Source organism: Veillonella sp., assembly GCF_015058545.1.
Lineage (GTDB): Bacteria > Bacillota > Negativicutes > Veillonellales > Veillonellaceae > Veillonella_A.
Window position 1 is genome coordinate 1 of sequence record NZ_SVCB01000098.1, and the last position, 14,741, is coordinate 14,741.

At 44.9% G+C, this 14,741-nt stretch carries 14 protein-coding genes and 1 tRNA gene; 4 read left to right on the forward strand and 11 right to left on the reverse strand.

The genetic code is table 11. From position 1 onward, the window contains the following. Positions 1 to 261 precede the first annotated feature (261 nt). The 6 genes from E7204_RS06630 to E7204_RS06655 form a co-directional block, all read right to left on the reverse strand. Positions 262 to 666 (reverse strand): OsmC family protein, encoded by a 405-nt coding sequence (locus tag E7204_RS06630; RefSeq protein ID WP_295182945.1) that lies wholly within the window; start codon positions 664 to 666, stop codon positions 262 to 264. A gap of 91 nt (positions 667 to 757) precedes the next feature. Further along, positions 758 to 1,195: a metal-sensing transcriptional repressor gene (locus E7204_RS06635; RefSeq protein WP_295182947.1), complete on the reverse strand. Its 438-nt coding sequence runs from the start codon at positions 1,193 to 1,195 to the stop codon at positions 758 to 760. Between the two features lie 150 nt (positions 1,196 to 1,345). Next, positions 1,346 to 3,172, reverse strand: a complete 1,827-nt coding sequence (locus E7204_RS06640; protein ID WP_295182949.1) for an ATP-binding cassette domain-containing protein — start codon at positions 3,170 to 3,172, stop codon at positions 1,346 to 1,348. 104 nt (positions 3,173 to 3,276) lie between these two features. Beyond that, positions 3,277 to 4,815: an ABC transporter substrate-binding protein gene (locus E7204_RS06645; RefSeq protein WP_295182951.1), complete on the reverse strand. Its 1,539-nt coding sequence runs from the start codon at positions 4,813 to 4,815 to the stop codon at positions 3,277 to 3,279. A gap of 38 nt (positions 4,816 to 4,853) precedes the next feature. Beyond that, positions 4,854 to 5,666 carry an ABC transporter permease gene (locus tag E7204_RS06650; RefSeq protein ID WP_295182953.1) on the reverse strand — a complete coding sequence of 271 codons (813 nt, stop codon included), beginning with the start codon at positions 5,664 to 5,666 and terminating at the stop codon, positions 4,854 to 4,856. Further along, positions 5,659 to 6,690 (reverse strand): ABC transporter permease, encoded by a 1,032-nt coding sequence (locus tag E7204_RS06655; RefSeq protein ID WP_295182955.1) that lies wholly within the window; start codon positions 6,688 to 6,690, stop codon positions 5,659 to 5,661. The genes E7204_RS06650 and E7204_RS06655 overlap by 8 nt, the downstream gene beginning before the upstream one ends. Positions 6,691 to 6,944: 254 nt before the next feature. On the opposite strand from E7204_RS06655, the gene E7204_RS06660 reads away from it, so the two are divergent. Next, entirely contained in the window at positions 6,945 to 7,652 is a 708-nt protein-coding gene (locus E7204_RS06660) for a class I SAM-dependent methyltransferase (protein WP_295182956.1), read from the forward strand. Between the two features lie 159 nt (positions 7,653 to 7,811). Here the strand turns inward: E7204_RS06660 and E7204_RS06665 are convergent, their stop codons facing one another. The 5 genes from E7204_RS06665 to E7204_RS06685 all read right to left on the reverse strand — a co-directional run bounded on the left by E7204_RS06665 (position 7,812) and on the right by E7204_RS06685 (position 12,578). Continuing rightward, the gene (locus E7204_RS06665) at positions 7,812 to 9,218 is read right to left on the reverse strand and encodes a pyruvate carboxylase subunit B (protein ID WP_127059145.1); all 1,407 of its coding nucleotides are present in this window, start codon (positions 9,216 to 9,218) and stop codon (positions 7,812 to 7,814) included. Between the two features lie 232 nt (positions 9,219 to 9,450). After that, complete coding sequence (locus E7204_RS06670; protein WP_226974524.1) at positions 9,451 to 9,771, reverse strand: hypothetical protein; 321 nt, start codon at positions 9,769 to 9,771, stop codon at positions 9,451 to 9,453. 113 nt (positions 9,772 to 9,884) lie between these two features. Then, on the reverse strand, positions 9,885 to 10,793 hold the full coding sequence (locus E7204_RS06675) for a hypothetical protein (RefSeq protein WP_021841092.1): 909 nt from the start codon (positions 10,791 to 10,793) through the stop codon (positions 9,885 to 9,887). 8 nt (positions 10,794 to 10,801) lie between these two features. Further along, positions 10,802 to 11,749 carry a phosphodiester glycosidase family protein gene (locus tag E7204_RS06680; protein ID WP_156705236.1) on the reverse strand — a complete coding sequence of 316 codons (948 nt, stop codon included), beginning with the start codon at positions 11,747 to 11,749 and terminating at the stop codon, positions 10,802 to 10,804. Positions 11,750 to 11,765: 16 nt separating this feature from the next. Further along, entirely contained in the window at positions 11,766 to 12,578 is an 813-nt protein-coding gene (locus E7204_RS06685) for a polysaccharide deacetylase family protein (protein ID WP_295182960.1), read from the reverse strand. 208 nt (positions 12,579 to 12,786) lie between these two features. On the opposite strand from E7204_RS06685, the gene E7204_RS06690 reads away from it, so the two are divergent. The 3 genes from E7204_RS06690 to E7204_RS06700 all read left to right on the forward strand — a co-directional run bounded on the left by E7204_RS06690 (position 12,787) and on the right by E7204_RS06700 (position 14,536). Further along, on the forward strand, positions 12,787 to 13,572 hold the full coding sequence (locus tag E7204_RS06690) for a carbon-nitrogen family hydrolase (RefSeq protein ID WP_295182962.1): 786 nt from the start codon (positions 12,787 to 12,789) through the stop codon (positions 13,570 to 13,572). A gap of 230 nt (positions 13,573 to 13,802) precedes the next feature. Continuing rightward, positions 13,803 to 14,294, forward strand: a complete 492-nt coding sequence (locus E7204_RS06695; RefSeq protein WP_295182964.1) for a helix-turn-helix transcriptional regulator — start codon at positions 13,803 to 13,805, stop codon at positions 14,292 to 14,294. Positions 14,295 to 14,445: 151 nt separating this feature from the next. Next, positions 14,446 to 14,536: transfer RNA gene (locus E7204_RS06700), tRNA-Ser, on the forward strand. Positions 14,537 to 14,741: the final 205 nt, after the last annotated feature.

The following is a 14,741-nucleotide window of genomic DNA, read 5'->3' on the forward strand; positions in this document are numbered from 1 at the left end:
ATTGAACCTCCTAAGTTGAAATGTTGTGGTTGCCAGACCAACTTCATTGTATCATTAGGAGGTTCTTTCCTTTTCTATAAGAATTTTTTACCGACCCCCAGTTTAACTGGGGGTTTTGTCATGCCTATTCGGCGTACAAACAAATCCCGTAACCGATTCTGAACTGACCTCGGCTACGGGATTTTTTCAATTGCATGCGAACTTATTGCTTGCGTATTTTTAGTATGTTTTAATTTATTCTTGATTCACTTGTGCGTCAGCTTACGCGTCATAGGAGAACGTAGCCGTTTGTATCACATCATCATTCAAACTGCGGCCAACAATACATTTTTCATGAAGTAAGGTTTCGATTTTACTGCGGTCTTCTTCTTTAATAGCTTTTGGCAAATGGAAGTCAATTTTAATTTCTTTAATTCTAAATTCTTCAGAGCTCACATCGGTGGCTACTTCCGCATAGGCACCAACAAAATCATACCCCATTTTACCGCCGATACGGCCCATAATGGAGAGAGCACAAGATGCAAAGGTATCGGCCAACAATTCAACCGGCGAGAAAGATTCTTCCAATCCGCCCACGTCTTTGCCCACATCAGTCAATACAGAGTGACTCTTTTTAGCATTGGTTAATTCATTTCTCAAATGTGCTTGCATTACAACTCTTGACATAGTGTTACCTCCTTACGATTAAATTGCTACATTAACTTCAAAGCATTACCACTAAAATACTCAAAATTATATTTATAAAAATAACAAGCTGTTATTTTATAAATCGATCAATCGCTTCATTCAACTTAGCCAATGTTTCGGTGTCGTTTTCTTTGACCGCATCAACAATACAATGTTCAATGTGGTCTTTCATAACAACGCGGCTTACACTTTTCACCGCCGCATCGACAGCCGCCAGTTGTACTAACACTTCACTGCAGTCGCGCCCATCTGCCACCATGCGTTTTACCGATTCCAAATGACCGATAATACGAGATAAACGATTTAAAACCGCCTTCGTCTGCGTATGGGAATGGGTATGGCCATGGTGCTCCTGTTCATGAGTATGTTCTTCTATATGTTCATGACTATGTAACTCTGCCGTCATATTATCATGTGAATGCTCCGTTTCATGAGTATGCTCATGCTTGTGCTCATGACTATGGGCAATTCCTAATTTATGTAATCTATCGTGCTCCGTTTGCGACACGTAATCACCGCCTTGTTAGTCTGTCATAAATTTATTATAACACATTGAACAAGGCTTATTATTGTAAAAAGTTTGTTGTCATAGGCATTACGAATTTGTTTTAATACGTAACCAACAGTTTCTAGCCACAGGTCTCTACGAATTAGCCACTTACTCCTTCATTGGTCTTTTCAGTTCCTTGCGTGCTTTTACCAACTGCTTCGCCAATTCAGATTGCGGTTTTGTCAAAACGGTGGCTACCTCGCCTTCTTCAACAATACGCCCTTTGTCCAAAACGTATACTCTATCACAAAGTGCTTCAGCTACCGCTAAATCATGAGTAATGACTAAACCGGCCAGCTGATTTTTTTGTTTTAACTGTTTTAAAACGACCAAAACATCCTGCTGCGTTTTTGAATCCAAAGCGGACGTCATTTCATCACAGAGAAGTAGCGACGGATTGTTCCCAACGGCCCTGGCAATGGCCGCGCGCTGACATTCGCCGCCGCTCAAACTGTGAGGGTAGCGCTTACTGTATGAACTTGGTAAATTAACCGTTTTCAATAGTTCCTCAACACGTGTTTCCATCGAAGCCGTTGCGCTTGTGTGAGCGGTTAACGCTGCTCGATCCTCTGCCGACAAAATAGTACATTCTTGAGATAAAAATTTCACATTCATAGATTGTCTGTTGGCGGTACTGTTCGTTTTTGCTTTAAAGTCTACTTTAGAGGCTTCGTTAGGCTCTGCTTTAGGCCATGCTGTAGCCTCTGCTTTTAATGCTACTTTAGAGGCTATGTGCCGCATGGACTCACTAAGGCTCCACCCCACCGTGCGGCGCGGATTAAACGAGCTTTGCGGGTCTTGCCAAATAGGCTGTACTATTTGCCCCAGTTCAGCCATCGAATACGCAGCTAAGGGCTTTTGATTATATAAAATCGTACCGCCCATCAGGGGCTGCCAATTCAATAAACAACGAAACAACGTGCTTTTACCGGCTCCGCTTAGCCCGACCAAAGCCACCCACTCACCGCGCTTAACATGCATGGAAATCTCTGCAAGCACCGGCAAATCCGTTTCATCATAGGCGGCCCATACGTTTTCAATCTGTAAAAGCGGCGGCTCAAGAGATTCAACCGCTACCGTTGCACCTGAAAATTCTTCAACCGCTGCCGCTGAACCTGTAAGTTCTTCAACCGTTACCGCTGAACCGGTAAGCTTCGGAACCGTTGCAAGTGAATCTATAGGTGCCTCAACTGTAACGGCAGGCGCTTCAACTCGCAAAGAACCCTCATCTAATCGTTGCAGCAGCCCCTCCTTAAGCTCATAAACAAAATCGCCAATGCAGTGGGCTAAATCACGTTGATGCATAACAAACAATAGGGTTAGACCTTGTGACTGTTGTACTTTTTTCAGTAAATTAACCAATTGCAATTGCCGCACCATATCGAGACTGGCAGCCGGTTCGTCGGCAATCAGAATATCCGGTTTTGGCAACAGAGCCAATAGCAAGGCCACCCGTTGTGCCATGCCGCCCGACAATTCCGGCGGATAAGCTTTTAAAATCTGCGGCGTTAAATCTAAAGCGGTGCAAAGTGATTCAATACGTTCCAAAGCCTCTTCCCATGACAAGCCGATGGCTTTTGCCAAATCGCGGCATTGCGCTTCCAACGTAAAATAGGGGCTGAAAGAAGCCATAGCCCCCTGTGTCACATAAGTGATGCATTTACCGCGCAGTTCGTGCCAAGCCGCTTCGGATTTTGGCCACGTTTCCCCCCGCAAAATAGCGGTATCATAAGTCATACTCGCTTTTTTGGGCAATAGCCCCAAAAGCGTTTTTAACAGCGTCGTTTTACCTACCCCCGACGGGCCTACAATAGCCACCGCTTCACCTTTACCGACGGCAAGGTTCAAGTTTTGTAAAACTCGCTGCTCGCCATAGCTGACACAGAGATTTTTTAATACAATAATGGGCTCAGTCAATGCATCACCGCCTTTCATTCGCCTCAATAATCACAATAAGTACCGTCTTTAAAACTTACCACTTCGTCATCACAACGGTACTAACTACCGTCTTTAATATTTACTATTTCGTCATCACAACGCTACTTCCCCACCATATCCACGTCTTTATTGAGCTCATAGTAGTCCGTTGGCGATGCTTTGAAGTTCGTTACTTTATGTTTCATAACTAGATTCATTTTCAGATGAGCCACATAGATAAAGGCGCCATCATCAAGAACGGTCTGGGTCATTTGTTGAAAAATCGCCTGGCGCTGTGCCGGTTCCGTGGTTTGATCGAGCTCTGCCATCAGCGCCTGAATCTGCGGATTGTTATAGCTGCCCACATTGTCCACCGCGCCGGCCAAAGTATTCGTTTTAAAATAGTAGGAACCTTCACCGGTCGGTGCCGTCACAAAGGCTTTGGCAAACACGTCAAAGTTGCCCTGTTTTAAAACACTGCGATACGCATCGGTGGCGTTCACGTCTACCTTGATGCCCACCTCTTTAAGCGTCGCCTGAGCTGCTTCAGCTAATACCGGCAGTTCTTGACGGGATGTATAGGTAAGCCAACGAACTGTCAAAGGCTGACCGTTTTTATCTAAGTAACCGTCACCATCCGTATCCTTATAACCGGCATCGGCCAATATTTTTTTTGCGGCTTCAATATTAAAGGTTGGCACATTTAGTTTCATATGACCAAGCGCCATATTTGCCGGGAACGGACCGACGGCTGCCACACCATTGCCTTTTAAAAGTACCTCAGCAAATTGTTTTTTATCAATAGCCGTGGCGATGGCTTCACGAACCGCTTTATCCTGCATAGCAGGGCTGTTAAAATTAAAGGCTACCTGATACACCCGGGATGTTGGCATAGAACTAATCGTATAGGCTGAAGTATCCTTAAACAAATCTAAACTGTTGTACGGTAACCCCTGGGCCGCATCAATATCGCCTTTTTGCAGCGCCATAGTCAGCGTATCCCCTTCCGTAATGCGCGTTACTTCAACGCCATCAAGCTTCGGCTTACCATCCCAATAGGAATCATTGCGCACGAGGCTGACCGATTTTTCCGTCACCTTAGTCGCTTTAAACGGCCCCGTACCAACATACAAACCGTCTTGCGGTTTTTCAGACACATCAATAATGGCACTGTACGGATCGGCTAAATACGTAAGTAATACCGTTGAGGGATTGGCGGAACGAATCGTCAAATACTGACCGTCCGCTTCCATGGATTGAATCCCCAGGTCCTTAGGTGCTCTGTTATGAACCGCCAAAAGGTCTTCGAAATTGGCTTTTACCGCTTCCGCCGTTAGGGGCTTTCCGTTTGAAAAGGTCACCTTATCGCGAATGTGGAGTTTTACCGTATGGGAGTCCACAAACTGCCACGAATCGGCCAACCATGGTTTGACTTCCATGGCATCGTTAAAACGAACCAACGTTTCCGCTACACCATAGCGTACGGCGCTCCACCCCTGATACGCTTCATGAGGATTTAGGCCCGCATTTTCCATGGCCGGGCCATAAGCCGTCGTACCGTAATGTAAAATTTTGCCCGTTGATTCGCTTCCGCTGTTGCCGCAACCACCGGCTAACACAGCCATGCATAGACACATAAGAATTGTCAAAAGCTTTTTCATAACTACCTCTCCCTGATTAAAAATACCTATTTTATCGTTTAGCCTATTTTATCAAAATATCGCCGCAAACTTTCTCCGACATAATGAAAATACGCCACGCTAAAAACAATGGCGCCCCCCGGAGCCCATAAGAGCCACGGTGCGGTTTGCAGCAGACTGCGGTTTAAGCTGAGCATGCTGCCCCACTCTGCCATAGGCGGCATAGCGCCCAATCCTAAGAAGGACAAACCGGCCAGTTCCATGAGGATTACGCCGATGTCGAGCACGGCCGTCACCACCAAGGGTCCGGCGATCTGAGGTAAAATGTGATGATAAAAAATGCCGCCTTTCGTTTGCCCTTGGAGGCGGGCCATCTTAATATAGGGGGCCTCTTTAACTTGTAAAGTTAAACTTCGTGCCAACCGGGCATATTTCGGCCACGCCACACAAATCAAAGCCAGCGCTGCATGGCCCATGCCGCCGCCCAAGACGGCCGCAATGGCGAGTGCAAATACTAATGACGGCACCGCCAATGCTACGTTTATGAGTATCGTTATGATGCGGCTTATAAAGCCCTTCAAATAGGCACTCATAATACCAAGGATAGTGCCAATGAGGGCAATCGTCACGGTAATGCCTAAGGTAAGACCTATAGTCACCCTACCGCCCACTAATACGCGGGCCAACACATCACGACCGTATTGATCGGTTCCAAGAAAGTGTGCTGTGCTCGGCGATTGGAGTACTTCGTTCAACGATTGTTTATACGGATCAAACGGTATAATTTCCGGCGCTATGACCAGTAAGAAAATAAGTACTATAAAGCCGCCGATTAACAAACCGCCTTTTGTTGATATATTTTTATTATTCATGGCCCGCCTCCTCACGCTCACGGTGATTCAGCTTTCTTTGCAAGAAGTCAGCGCCCCCATTGAATAGGATATATAGAGCTGCCAACCAGAGCACATAGGCCTGCAATACCGGATAATCCCGAGCCGTAATAGCATCAAAGGCCATTTTGCCGACGCCGTCCCACATGAAAATAGTCTCCACAATGGTTACGCCGCCCAACAAGGAACCGCAGGATAAGGCCACCAGCGCCACTATTGGCCCGGCGATAGCCCTTAAAATATAACGTGAATAAATCACATACCAACTGAGTCCGCGCGTGCGAAGCCCCCTAATATAGGGTTTACTCAGCTCATCCAAAGCAAGCGCCCTAATTTGTTGAATATATTTGGCACTCATGGACCACACCAGTGTAACCGTTGGCAGAATCAGCGCCGTCGGATCATTATGACGAGCTATGACCGGTAGCCAGTTCAGCTTTAAGGCCACCACATAGAGTAATAGTAAGGCTGTGAAAAAATTCGGCATGGTATTACCAAAAAGGGTAATACCACGAACCAGACGGTCGCCCACGGTTCCCGCATTATGAGCGGTCCAAAGGCCTAACGGTAAAGCTATCAAAAGGGTAAGACCCACTGCACTCCCCATGAGGAGCAAGGAGGCCGGAAGTTTTGACCATAATAAGGCGCTAACCGGTTCACCGGTCACCAAAGACTGCCCCAAGTCGCCTTGTATTACACCCCCTAGCCAGCGTCCGTATTGTACCCAAATAGGTGCTGTTAACCCCAAGGCCGTTCTTTTTTCAGCTTGTGCCTCTACGGATAAACTTTGCTGCTGTGAAAAGACTTGATCCACCACATCATCATTGGTCAGTTGCATCAAACCGAAGGTGAGGGTTGCCACTACCCACAAAACACCGATTATATATAAAAGGGGCTCCACGTATTTAATATAGGCGCGCCATGATGAATTTTGCCTGTTAACTGAAACAATTTTCGACGTATCATTTGCTTCATTTGTTTCAGTTCTTGCTTTATCGTCTATCATCACAGCACCTCCTTATACGAACCATAATTTTCATCTTCTTCATATTAGTGTACCTACTATTTGTCACTTTGAAAACCCACCCTAGGGGATACTTTTTTCAAAAATAACCCCCACCCCCGCTTATAAATCTCTTGATTTTCCTCTATACTGTTCTATAGAAACAAAACAGCATAAGCTTTTCCACTGACTATAGCCGGCAATTATATGCCGGATACAGGCAAAAATCAACGAATACATACGAACAGGAGTCTGTCATGAATATAAAAGAACGAATCGAATCCTACTGGGATAAACGGAGCAACGCCTTTAACGAGCTGCGCCTGCAAGAATTAAAAAGCCCGAATGCCAAAGCATGGCACGCCTTATTGGCACAGCACATCCCCCTTGACCGACCGCAACGCATTCTCGATGTGGGAACCGGTACAGGATTCTTCACGTTTTTACTCTGCCATCACGGCCACATCGTAACGGGCATCGATATGTCACAACAAATGGTGAATCACGCCCGTCAAAACGCCGCCACCTTTCACAGCACGGCCACTTTTGAAAAAATGGATGCCACTGATTTAAGTTTTAAAAATGAAACCTTTGATGCGGTCCTCAGCCGCAATCTCACCTGGACCTTGCCCAATCCGAAAGCGGCCTACACGGAATGGCTTCGTGTCCTAAAACCGAGCGGCGTTATTCTTAACTTTGATTCCGACTACGGCAAAACCACCTTCACTCGCAACGAAGGTCATGTGCATGCCAATGTGGACAGTCAGATTCTCGATGAATGCACGGCCATCAAAAATAGTCTCGCCATCAGCCAAGAGAATCGTCCTGCGTGGGATTTAAAAACCTGCAAGCAATTAGGGGCCCATGAAGTGAGCCTTGTTCCTGATGTGAGACCGTACGTACAAAAAGATACCAACTTACAATACGAAGAAATTCCCATTTTCATGATGCGTGTTGTAAAATAACAAGCAGCTCTCCCGGCGTGGTCTCAACCACAACAAGGAGAGCTGTTTTTCATAATTAAAATAACCATGTTACTCAAGGTTCCGTACCAACAGCACGGTCTTTAAGCAACATGGTTATTTATTTTACTGACCGAAGTCAGCTACGTTCAATTGTACAAATTATTCGCGTGGAAGGTCGATTTCTTTAAGAATAACTTGTTTGCTGTGTTTTTCGAAGAACTGTAAAGCTACTTCTGGGAACATAGCATAGGATAATACGTCTTCATCAGTGAAGTTTTGGTAACCAAGTTCACCCAATTTTTGACGGTACATTTCCAATTCAGGTTGGATAAGATCAGCTGGACGGCAAGTAATAGGTTCTTCGTCGCCGATGATTTTCTTACGAATATCTTCGCTGATAGGAGCAGGTAAACGACCATATTTGCCGCGTACCAAGTCTTTAACTTCGCTAGGAGTCATAGTGTAACGTTCCATTCCGTTTGCCATAAAGTTAACGTTCATCATAGCCATAGTACCAACGATCTGGCTGGTAGGAGTTACCAATGGAGGGTAACCGAGTTCGGCACGAACTTTAGGCATTTCGTTCATAACATCAAAGAATTTGTCAGCCATGCCCATTTCACGAAGCTGGTTCTGAGTGTTGGACAACATGCCGCCAGGAATCTGGTAATGACGAACTTCAGGTAATACTTCATGAGCCGGAGTAATACCGAATTCATCAGCGATTTCTTTGCGAACGCCGCGGAAGTATTCAGCCAATTCACGAAGAGCAGCTAAATCCAAACCGGTGTCATATTCAGTACCGCGGAACATTTCAACGATACTTTCAGTTGCAGGCTGGGAAGTTGCATGACCGAATGGGCTTAAAGCTGTATCGATTACGTCAACACCGGCTTCAACTGCTTTTAAGTAAGTAGCGCTGGCGAGACCGCAAGTGAAGTGACTGTGTAAGTCGATCATCATGTCGTCGCCCAATGCTTTTTTAAGATCCTGAATCAAGGATACTGCATCGTATGGAGCCAACAAACCGGACATATCTTTAATACATAAAGAATCCATGCCCATTTCTTTCAATTCTTTGGCTACATCAACGAACATCTGGTTGGTGTGTACAGGGCTGATAGTGTAAACCATAGTACCTTGTACATGAACGCCTGCTTTTTTACCTGCTTTAATAGCAGCTTCCATGTTGCGAGGGTCGTTCAAAGCATCGAAAATACGGATACGATCGATACCGTTTTCTTTAGCTTTTTTAACGAATGCTTCTACTACATCATCAGCATAGTGTTTGTAGCCCAATAAGTTCTGGCCACGTAACAACATCTGCAATGGAGTATTTTTAAGATGAGCTTTTAACGTGCGAAGACGTTGCCATGGATCTTCGTCCAAGAAACGAAGGCAGCTGTCAAATGTTGCGCCGCCCCAACATTCCAATGCTTCATAACCTACCGCATCCAATTTTTCCAATACAGGCAACATCTGGCTGGTACGCATACGAGTTGCCAAAATGGACTGATGACCATCGCGGAGGACGGTTTCCATGATTCTTACTTTTTTCGCTTTCATAACTCCTTCTCCTTCACTGTCGAGATGAATTGTTCACTGCCACTCCATAAAACCTTCCACATTTTACAGATGTTAACAATCCATATCCTCTAAAATTACGCTTATGACGAATACCTGCTGTCTACCTCAGGGCAGTCTCTGTATTCGTCTCACATATCTATTAGACTACTAATGACTTTCTTTGTCAACATATTTACAATACCGATTACTCATAAATATATATTTATATTAATTATTTATTTTTTTTAGGAGCTGTTTCAATCACAATATTACGGCCATCTTTTTTAACTTGAATAGAGAAATTACCATAACCGTCCTTAAAGTATTCCATCTTAATATCTAATAAAAGCTTACCGATTTGGGTTTCCACTTTCTCAGTTAAAAACTCACGATAGAAGGCTTCCTGACTATTGGCCGGCGATTTGCGAAGGGGCGCCGGACGACGAGCCGCCGCTTCCCCTTTAAGCATAGCCGTTTCAAAGGTTTCTTCTTCCTTCACATTCTTAAACATATCAGCATCGCTCAAGCCTTTTTGAATTTTAATTTTAGCCATAATACTCTTCCTTTCACTATTAAAACGAGAAAAGGCCTGCTGTAGCAGACCTTTTTCTCTTACCTATGCATAAACCTCATAATTAACACCAAAAGTCTGTTTATGCTTATTTATTACTTTTTATTGTCACTACCGGTACCGGACGACCGTTTATCTTCAATCGTCTTCTGAATCGATGCGACCGTAATATCTTTTAAATCTTGTGGCGTAGCAAAAGTATCTACCGTTTCAAAGCCAACGCCGAGGCGTCCTTCCATAACGGATAAGGCTTTATCATCCTCATCCACTTTGGCAATGTAAATATCTTTGTCTTTATCCACACCAATCAAACGATAGCGGCCCGGCGGATTAATAACACGCCAGCCCCCTTCCGTGCCGTCAAACATGAACACGTCACCGGTACGCACATTATCATAGAAGAAAATATCTTCGTCATAGAAAACGGCGATACGCCCGATATTGGATGCCTGCATATAAACGCGACGCGTATCATAGTTCGCGTCGGTACGATAAATGCGGTACGCGTTATCGGCCACTTTAATCTTCATGTATACTACGTTGGTAGCCGTGGAGAACGCCGCATCAACGATTTTGCTGTCGGCCGGCAAATCTTCCATGGTGGTATCCACTTCATGTTCCGGACTTTCCGGGTCAAAACGGGCCAATACCACATTATCGGAGGCCCCGCCGTAAAGACCCATAATCGCCAAATCGCGATCCGGTAACCATTCGAAATAACTTACCGAACGGCCTTTTAAATCAATATTGGTTGGTGTTTTTTCACCGGACTTGTACACTTTAACGGAATCCTGGGTGACTACCGCCATATACTTATGACCTTCGGAATAATATTTATTCCCGTCCACTTCAGGGAAGTTGCCGTCTTTTTCCTGACCATCACTGGCCGTTACTTCAAAATCCGTAGTCGGGGCGAAGTAAATTTGATCTAAGTAGTAATAGATGCCGCCCTGCAAGGCCAAGCCCAGTGCAAAAGCTGTCATTATTTTACCAAACGATGCCATAGCCCCTCCTATTCAACAATAAAGGCCGTCGGAATCATCCGTTCGCCCAATAAATCGGCCGGTTTATTAACAACTTTGCCGTTATAATACAAGGTCGTACTGGAACCGCCATCAAGGTTAGCCGCAATATAGCAACCCTCTTCATAAAGCACATCCTGCACGTCACGCAGCGTTGCGCCCGTGGAATAGCCCGGTTGGCGTCCGTCGATAACGAGGAAAATCACCGTGCCGTCTTTTTTCTGACCGATAGCCGTACGCGGACCGATGCCCCAGCCGCCGTCACCGTCGGTAATCATCTTTTGGCCGTCCACAATAAGCGGCGGTCCGAAAGTAATCCCTTCAGCCGCATCCATGTCGGCCAATTCCGTCTTAGTATAAGTACCGGCAATTAAGTTGCCTTGCTTCGTAAAACCGACAAAATCAACCGCTTCATCAGGACCTACGTCCTTACCGATAACATAATTGCCGTCCTGCATAATGAAGCCATATGGCAAACGGCCCGTACCGGTACCGTTCGGATCGTGGAAACCGCCCGCATTAATGGCGGCTACCGCATCATTATCCTTGGCAATATTACTTACCGTTTCCCCTTTTTCCTGAATATTTTTAGCCGTCGCCACCTTCACGCGGCGTGGATCCGGAATTTCAAGAACATAGCCCACATAACGGGTAGACTCAATGCGGCGCATTTTGAGCGTCGTATCTTCGCGCGCTTTAAATTTAAATAAATCCTGACTCCGCACAGTGCCGACCGTACCGAGAATCATATTGATTTCGTCTTGGTTAAACAACCAAGTAATGTACTGTGGATGACGCGAACGCATAATCGCCCCCACAACGGTTCGTTTCAGATTATCAAAAGGGCCAAACAGCACCACAATCGGTGATGTGACAGCGGTAAAAATAAACATGACGAGTATGAATTTTACCCACCCTCTGCTAAAAAATCGTTTCATCCTTTACTCCTATCTATTATAAATCGGTGTAATCCTCAGTGGTAATACGCTCTTCAAAATGCTTCAAATCCACTGCATTACCTATCCAGATGCGCTGCAAGGCATACGGATTATCACCGTGGTGAACCCAACCCGGATTCATAGTTACAGCGAGCAAAATACCGTTATCTTCGGCCGCTTTTTGAGTATACTCTTCCTGGCGCCCATAAGGGTAGCAGAACCACTTATTGTCGATACCCAATTGGTCTTTAAGAGCTTTCTGAGCTTTTACAATATTATCAAGCTGTTCATTCTTCGAAAGTTCGTTCATGCGCACATGATCATAGCCGTGACTGGCAATGGTAACGCCGCCTTTTTGCATTTCTTTAATTTGTTCCCACGTCAAACGGGTCCCCACATCGCCGGGATTTACAAATACCGTCGCTGCGAAGCCGTATTCTTTGAGCACCGGATAGACGATGCTGTAAGTATCGGCATAGCCGTCGTCAAAGGTGAGTACCACCGGTTTAACCGGTACCGCTTTACCGTTACGGACATAGTCATTTAATTGTTCCATCGTAATCGGATTGAACCCTTTATCGTGCAATAATTTCATTTGAGCGCGGAATAAGTCCTCACGAATTACCGCATCATTGTCTTCATCGGGTCCCACTTTGTGATACATGAGTACCGGAATCCCTTTAGGTACTGCTGTAGCCACCGTCGTTTCTGTCTTAACCGCAGCCGGTTTAGCTGCTTCCGGAGCCGGTTCTTTAGTGTCCGCCGCACAACCGGCGATGAGCATCATAAGGCCCCACATCAATCCCAAGACTATTATGAAACGTTTCATTATAAGCCTCCTACTTATTCAATTGTCTTCTAAAAACATTTATGCACTCTATATTATATCACAAAGATTTATGCTATGCCTATTGACACCAAATCAAATCGGCTCCTATACTTGAAGTATATTCTTATAATTAATATAACATTATAGCAACATGCAATCGACCTGGATGAATTTTTATTTTTTGAAAAAACGAAAGGAGTCCTCTCTTGTGAAAAAGAAAATCGCCCTTGTGCAAATGAATATCGCCGCCGGCGAAGTGGAACAGAACTACGCCCACGCGACGGAATTAATTGAAAAAGCAGCCGCGCAAAAACCGGATATTATCGTCCTCCCCGAAACATGGAACACCGGGTTTAAGATGACTGAAAAGCTTCCCGCCGAAGCTGACAAAAACGGCGAGCGTACCCAAACTATGCTGAGTGACCTTGCAAAAAAACACGACGTAAATATTGTGGGCGGTTCCGTAGCCACCTTACGAGACGATAAAGTGTATAATACCACCTACATCGTAGACCGGAAAGGCAATGTTATTTCTGAGTTCGATAAAATCCACGGTTTCTCACCGGCCAAAGAAGATCAGTACTTTGAAGGGGGCGACCATACGCACCGCTTCTTCCTCGATGACATTCCTTGCTCCAGCGTCATTTGTTATGACATCCGTTTCCCAGAGATTATTCGTAAAACGACCCTTGAAGGGGTGGACTTATTCTTCGTACCCGCCGAATGGCCTACCTTGCGCCTCCGTCACTGGGAGCTTTTGAACACGGTCCGCGCCATTGAAAACCAGATGTTCCTCTGTGCGGTGAACTCAGCTGGTTTCATCGGTAAAGTGGAAGCAGCCGGCAATTCCCTGCTCCTCGATCCGTGGGGCGAAGAAATCCTTCACCTCGGTAAAGACGAAGAAATTGCCGTGGGCACAATTGATTTGAGTGTCATTCAGGAGATTCGGAATAAGATTAATGTGTTTAGAGATAGACGGCCAGAGTTGTATTAGGGGTAAAACACGACTGACATAGACATAATAAGCATAATTATCCCGCCATTAGAACAAAAAACTGTTAGACAAACAAATAATTAAAGCGTATGATAAAGACATTATTATGAATTATACATTTTTTAATGATGTTTATATTCTAGCCTTAAACTAAATTATGAATCAGCCGCGTAGCAACGACTATCCATAGGGTTCTGCTTAAAATATACCACAACGGGGAGGCGTATGTGGTGAGTCCAAAAGATAAAGAGAAAAAGTATGTTACACCGGAATTTACAAATTCACAAGTAGCCGAAGATGAAGGCGTGATGCGCTTTCAAAGACGAACAGAGCGAAGAATATTGGCACGCAAAGCGAGATTCGGCTTGGAGAATCGTGCGGAAGCCTTGGCTCTTGCGCCGTTATTTGTCTCGCCAATGCACGTAGAAATGCCTGACGATGGTATTCCGCGGGGCAATGCTCTATTCAATTGTTTAGGGTATAAAATTGCCTATTTGCGCAAAGAAAAAGGTTGGCTGCAAAAAGATTTAGCCAAAGAAACGGGCATCAGCATAAGCTACATTTCAAAATTAGAACGAGGCTATCGAATTGAAGGGGTAACGCTCGACATTTTGCTTACTTTAGCAAATGTATTAGAAGTAACCGTAAAAGATTTATTCGATTTTACTAAAGAAGAAATCTACTATGCTTACTATCGTCTGAAGATTCACAGTTTTTCCTAACGCCTCATAGCAGAGTGAATTCTTATAGCATGTTCCCTTAGCAACTAATATGCTACCCTAAGCCATGTACAAAAATCTTCGTAATTTTTTATTTTTACGATTGACAAGTTATTTACTTTCCCTTATACTATTAAAGTACGTTACACGACATGGAGAGGTGTCCGAGCGGCTTAAGGAGCATGATTGGAAATCATGTGTGCGGTGATACCGTACCGAGGGTTCAAATCCCTCTCTCTCCGCCATAAATATAGCACTTGCAATAACTATACGCATAAAACCGTATAGACTTTGCAAGTGCTTTTTTGTGGCTCTTTGTCAAATTTTGGGGCGCTAAAGAGTCTATGCACTTTGAGGAAGGACATGCGACATAACTGTTGCGTGTCCTTTTCTTGCATTGATGAATAAAATCCGGTTACGGAAGTAGTGGAAGTTCCGTATCCCAAAAGA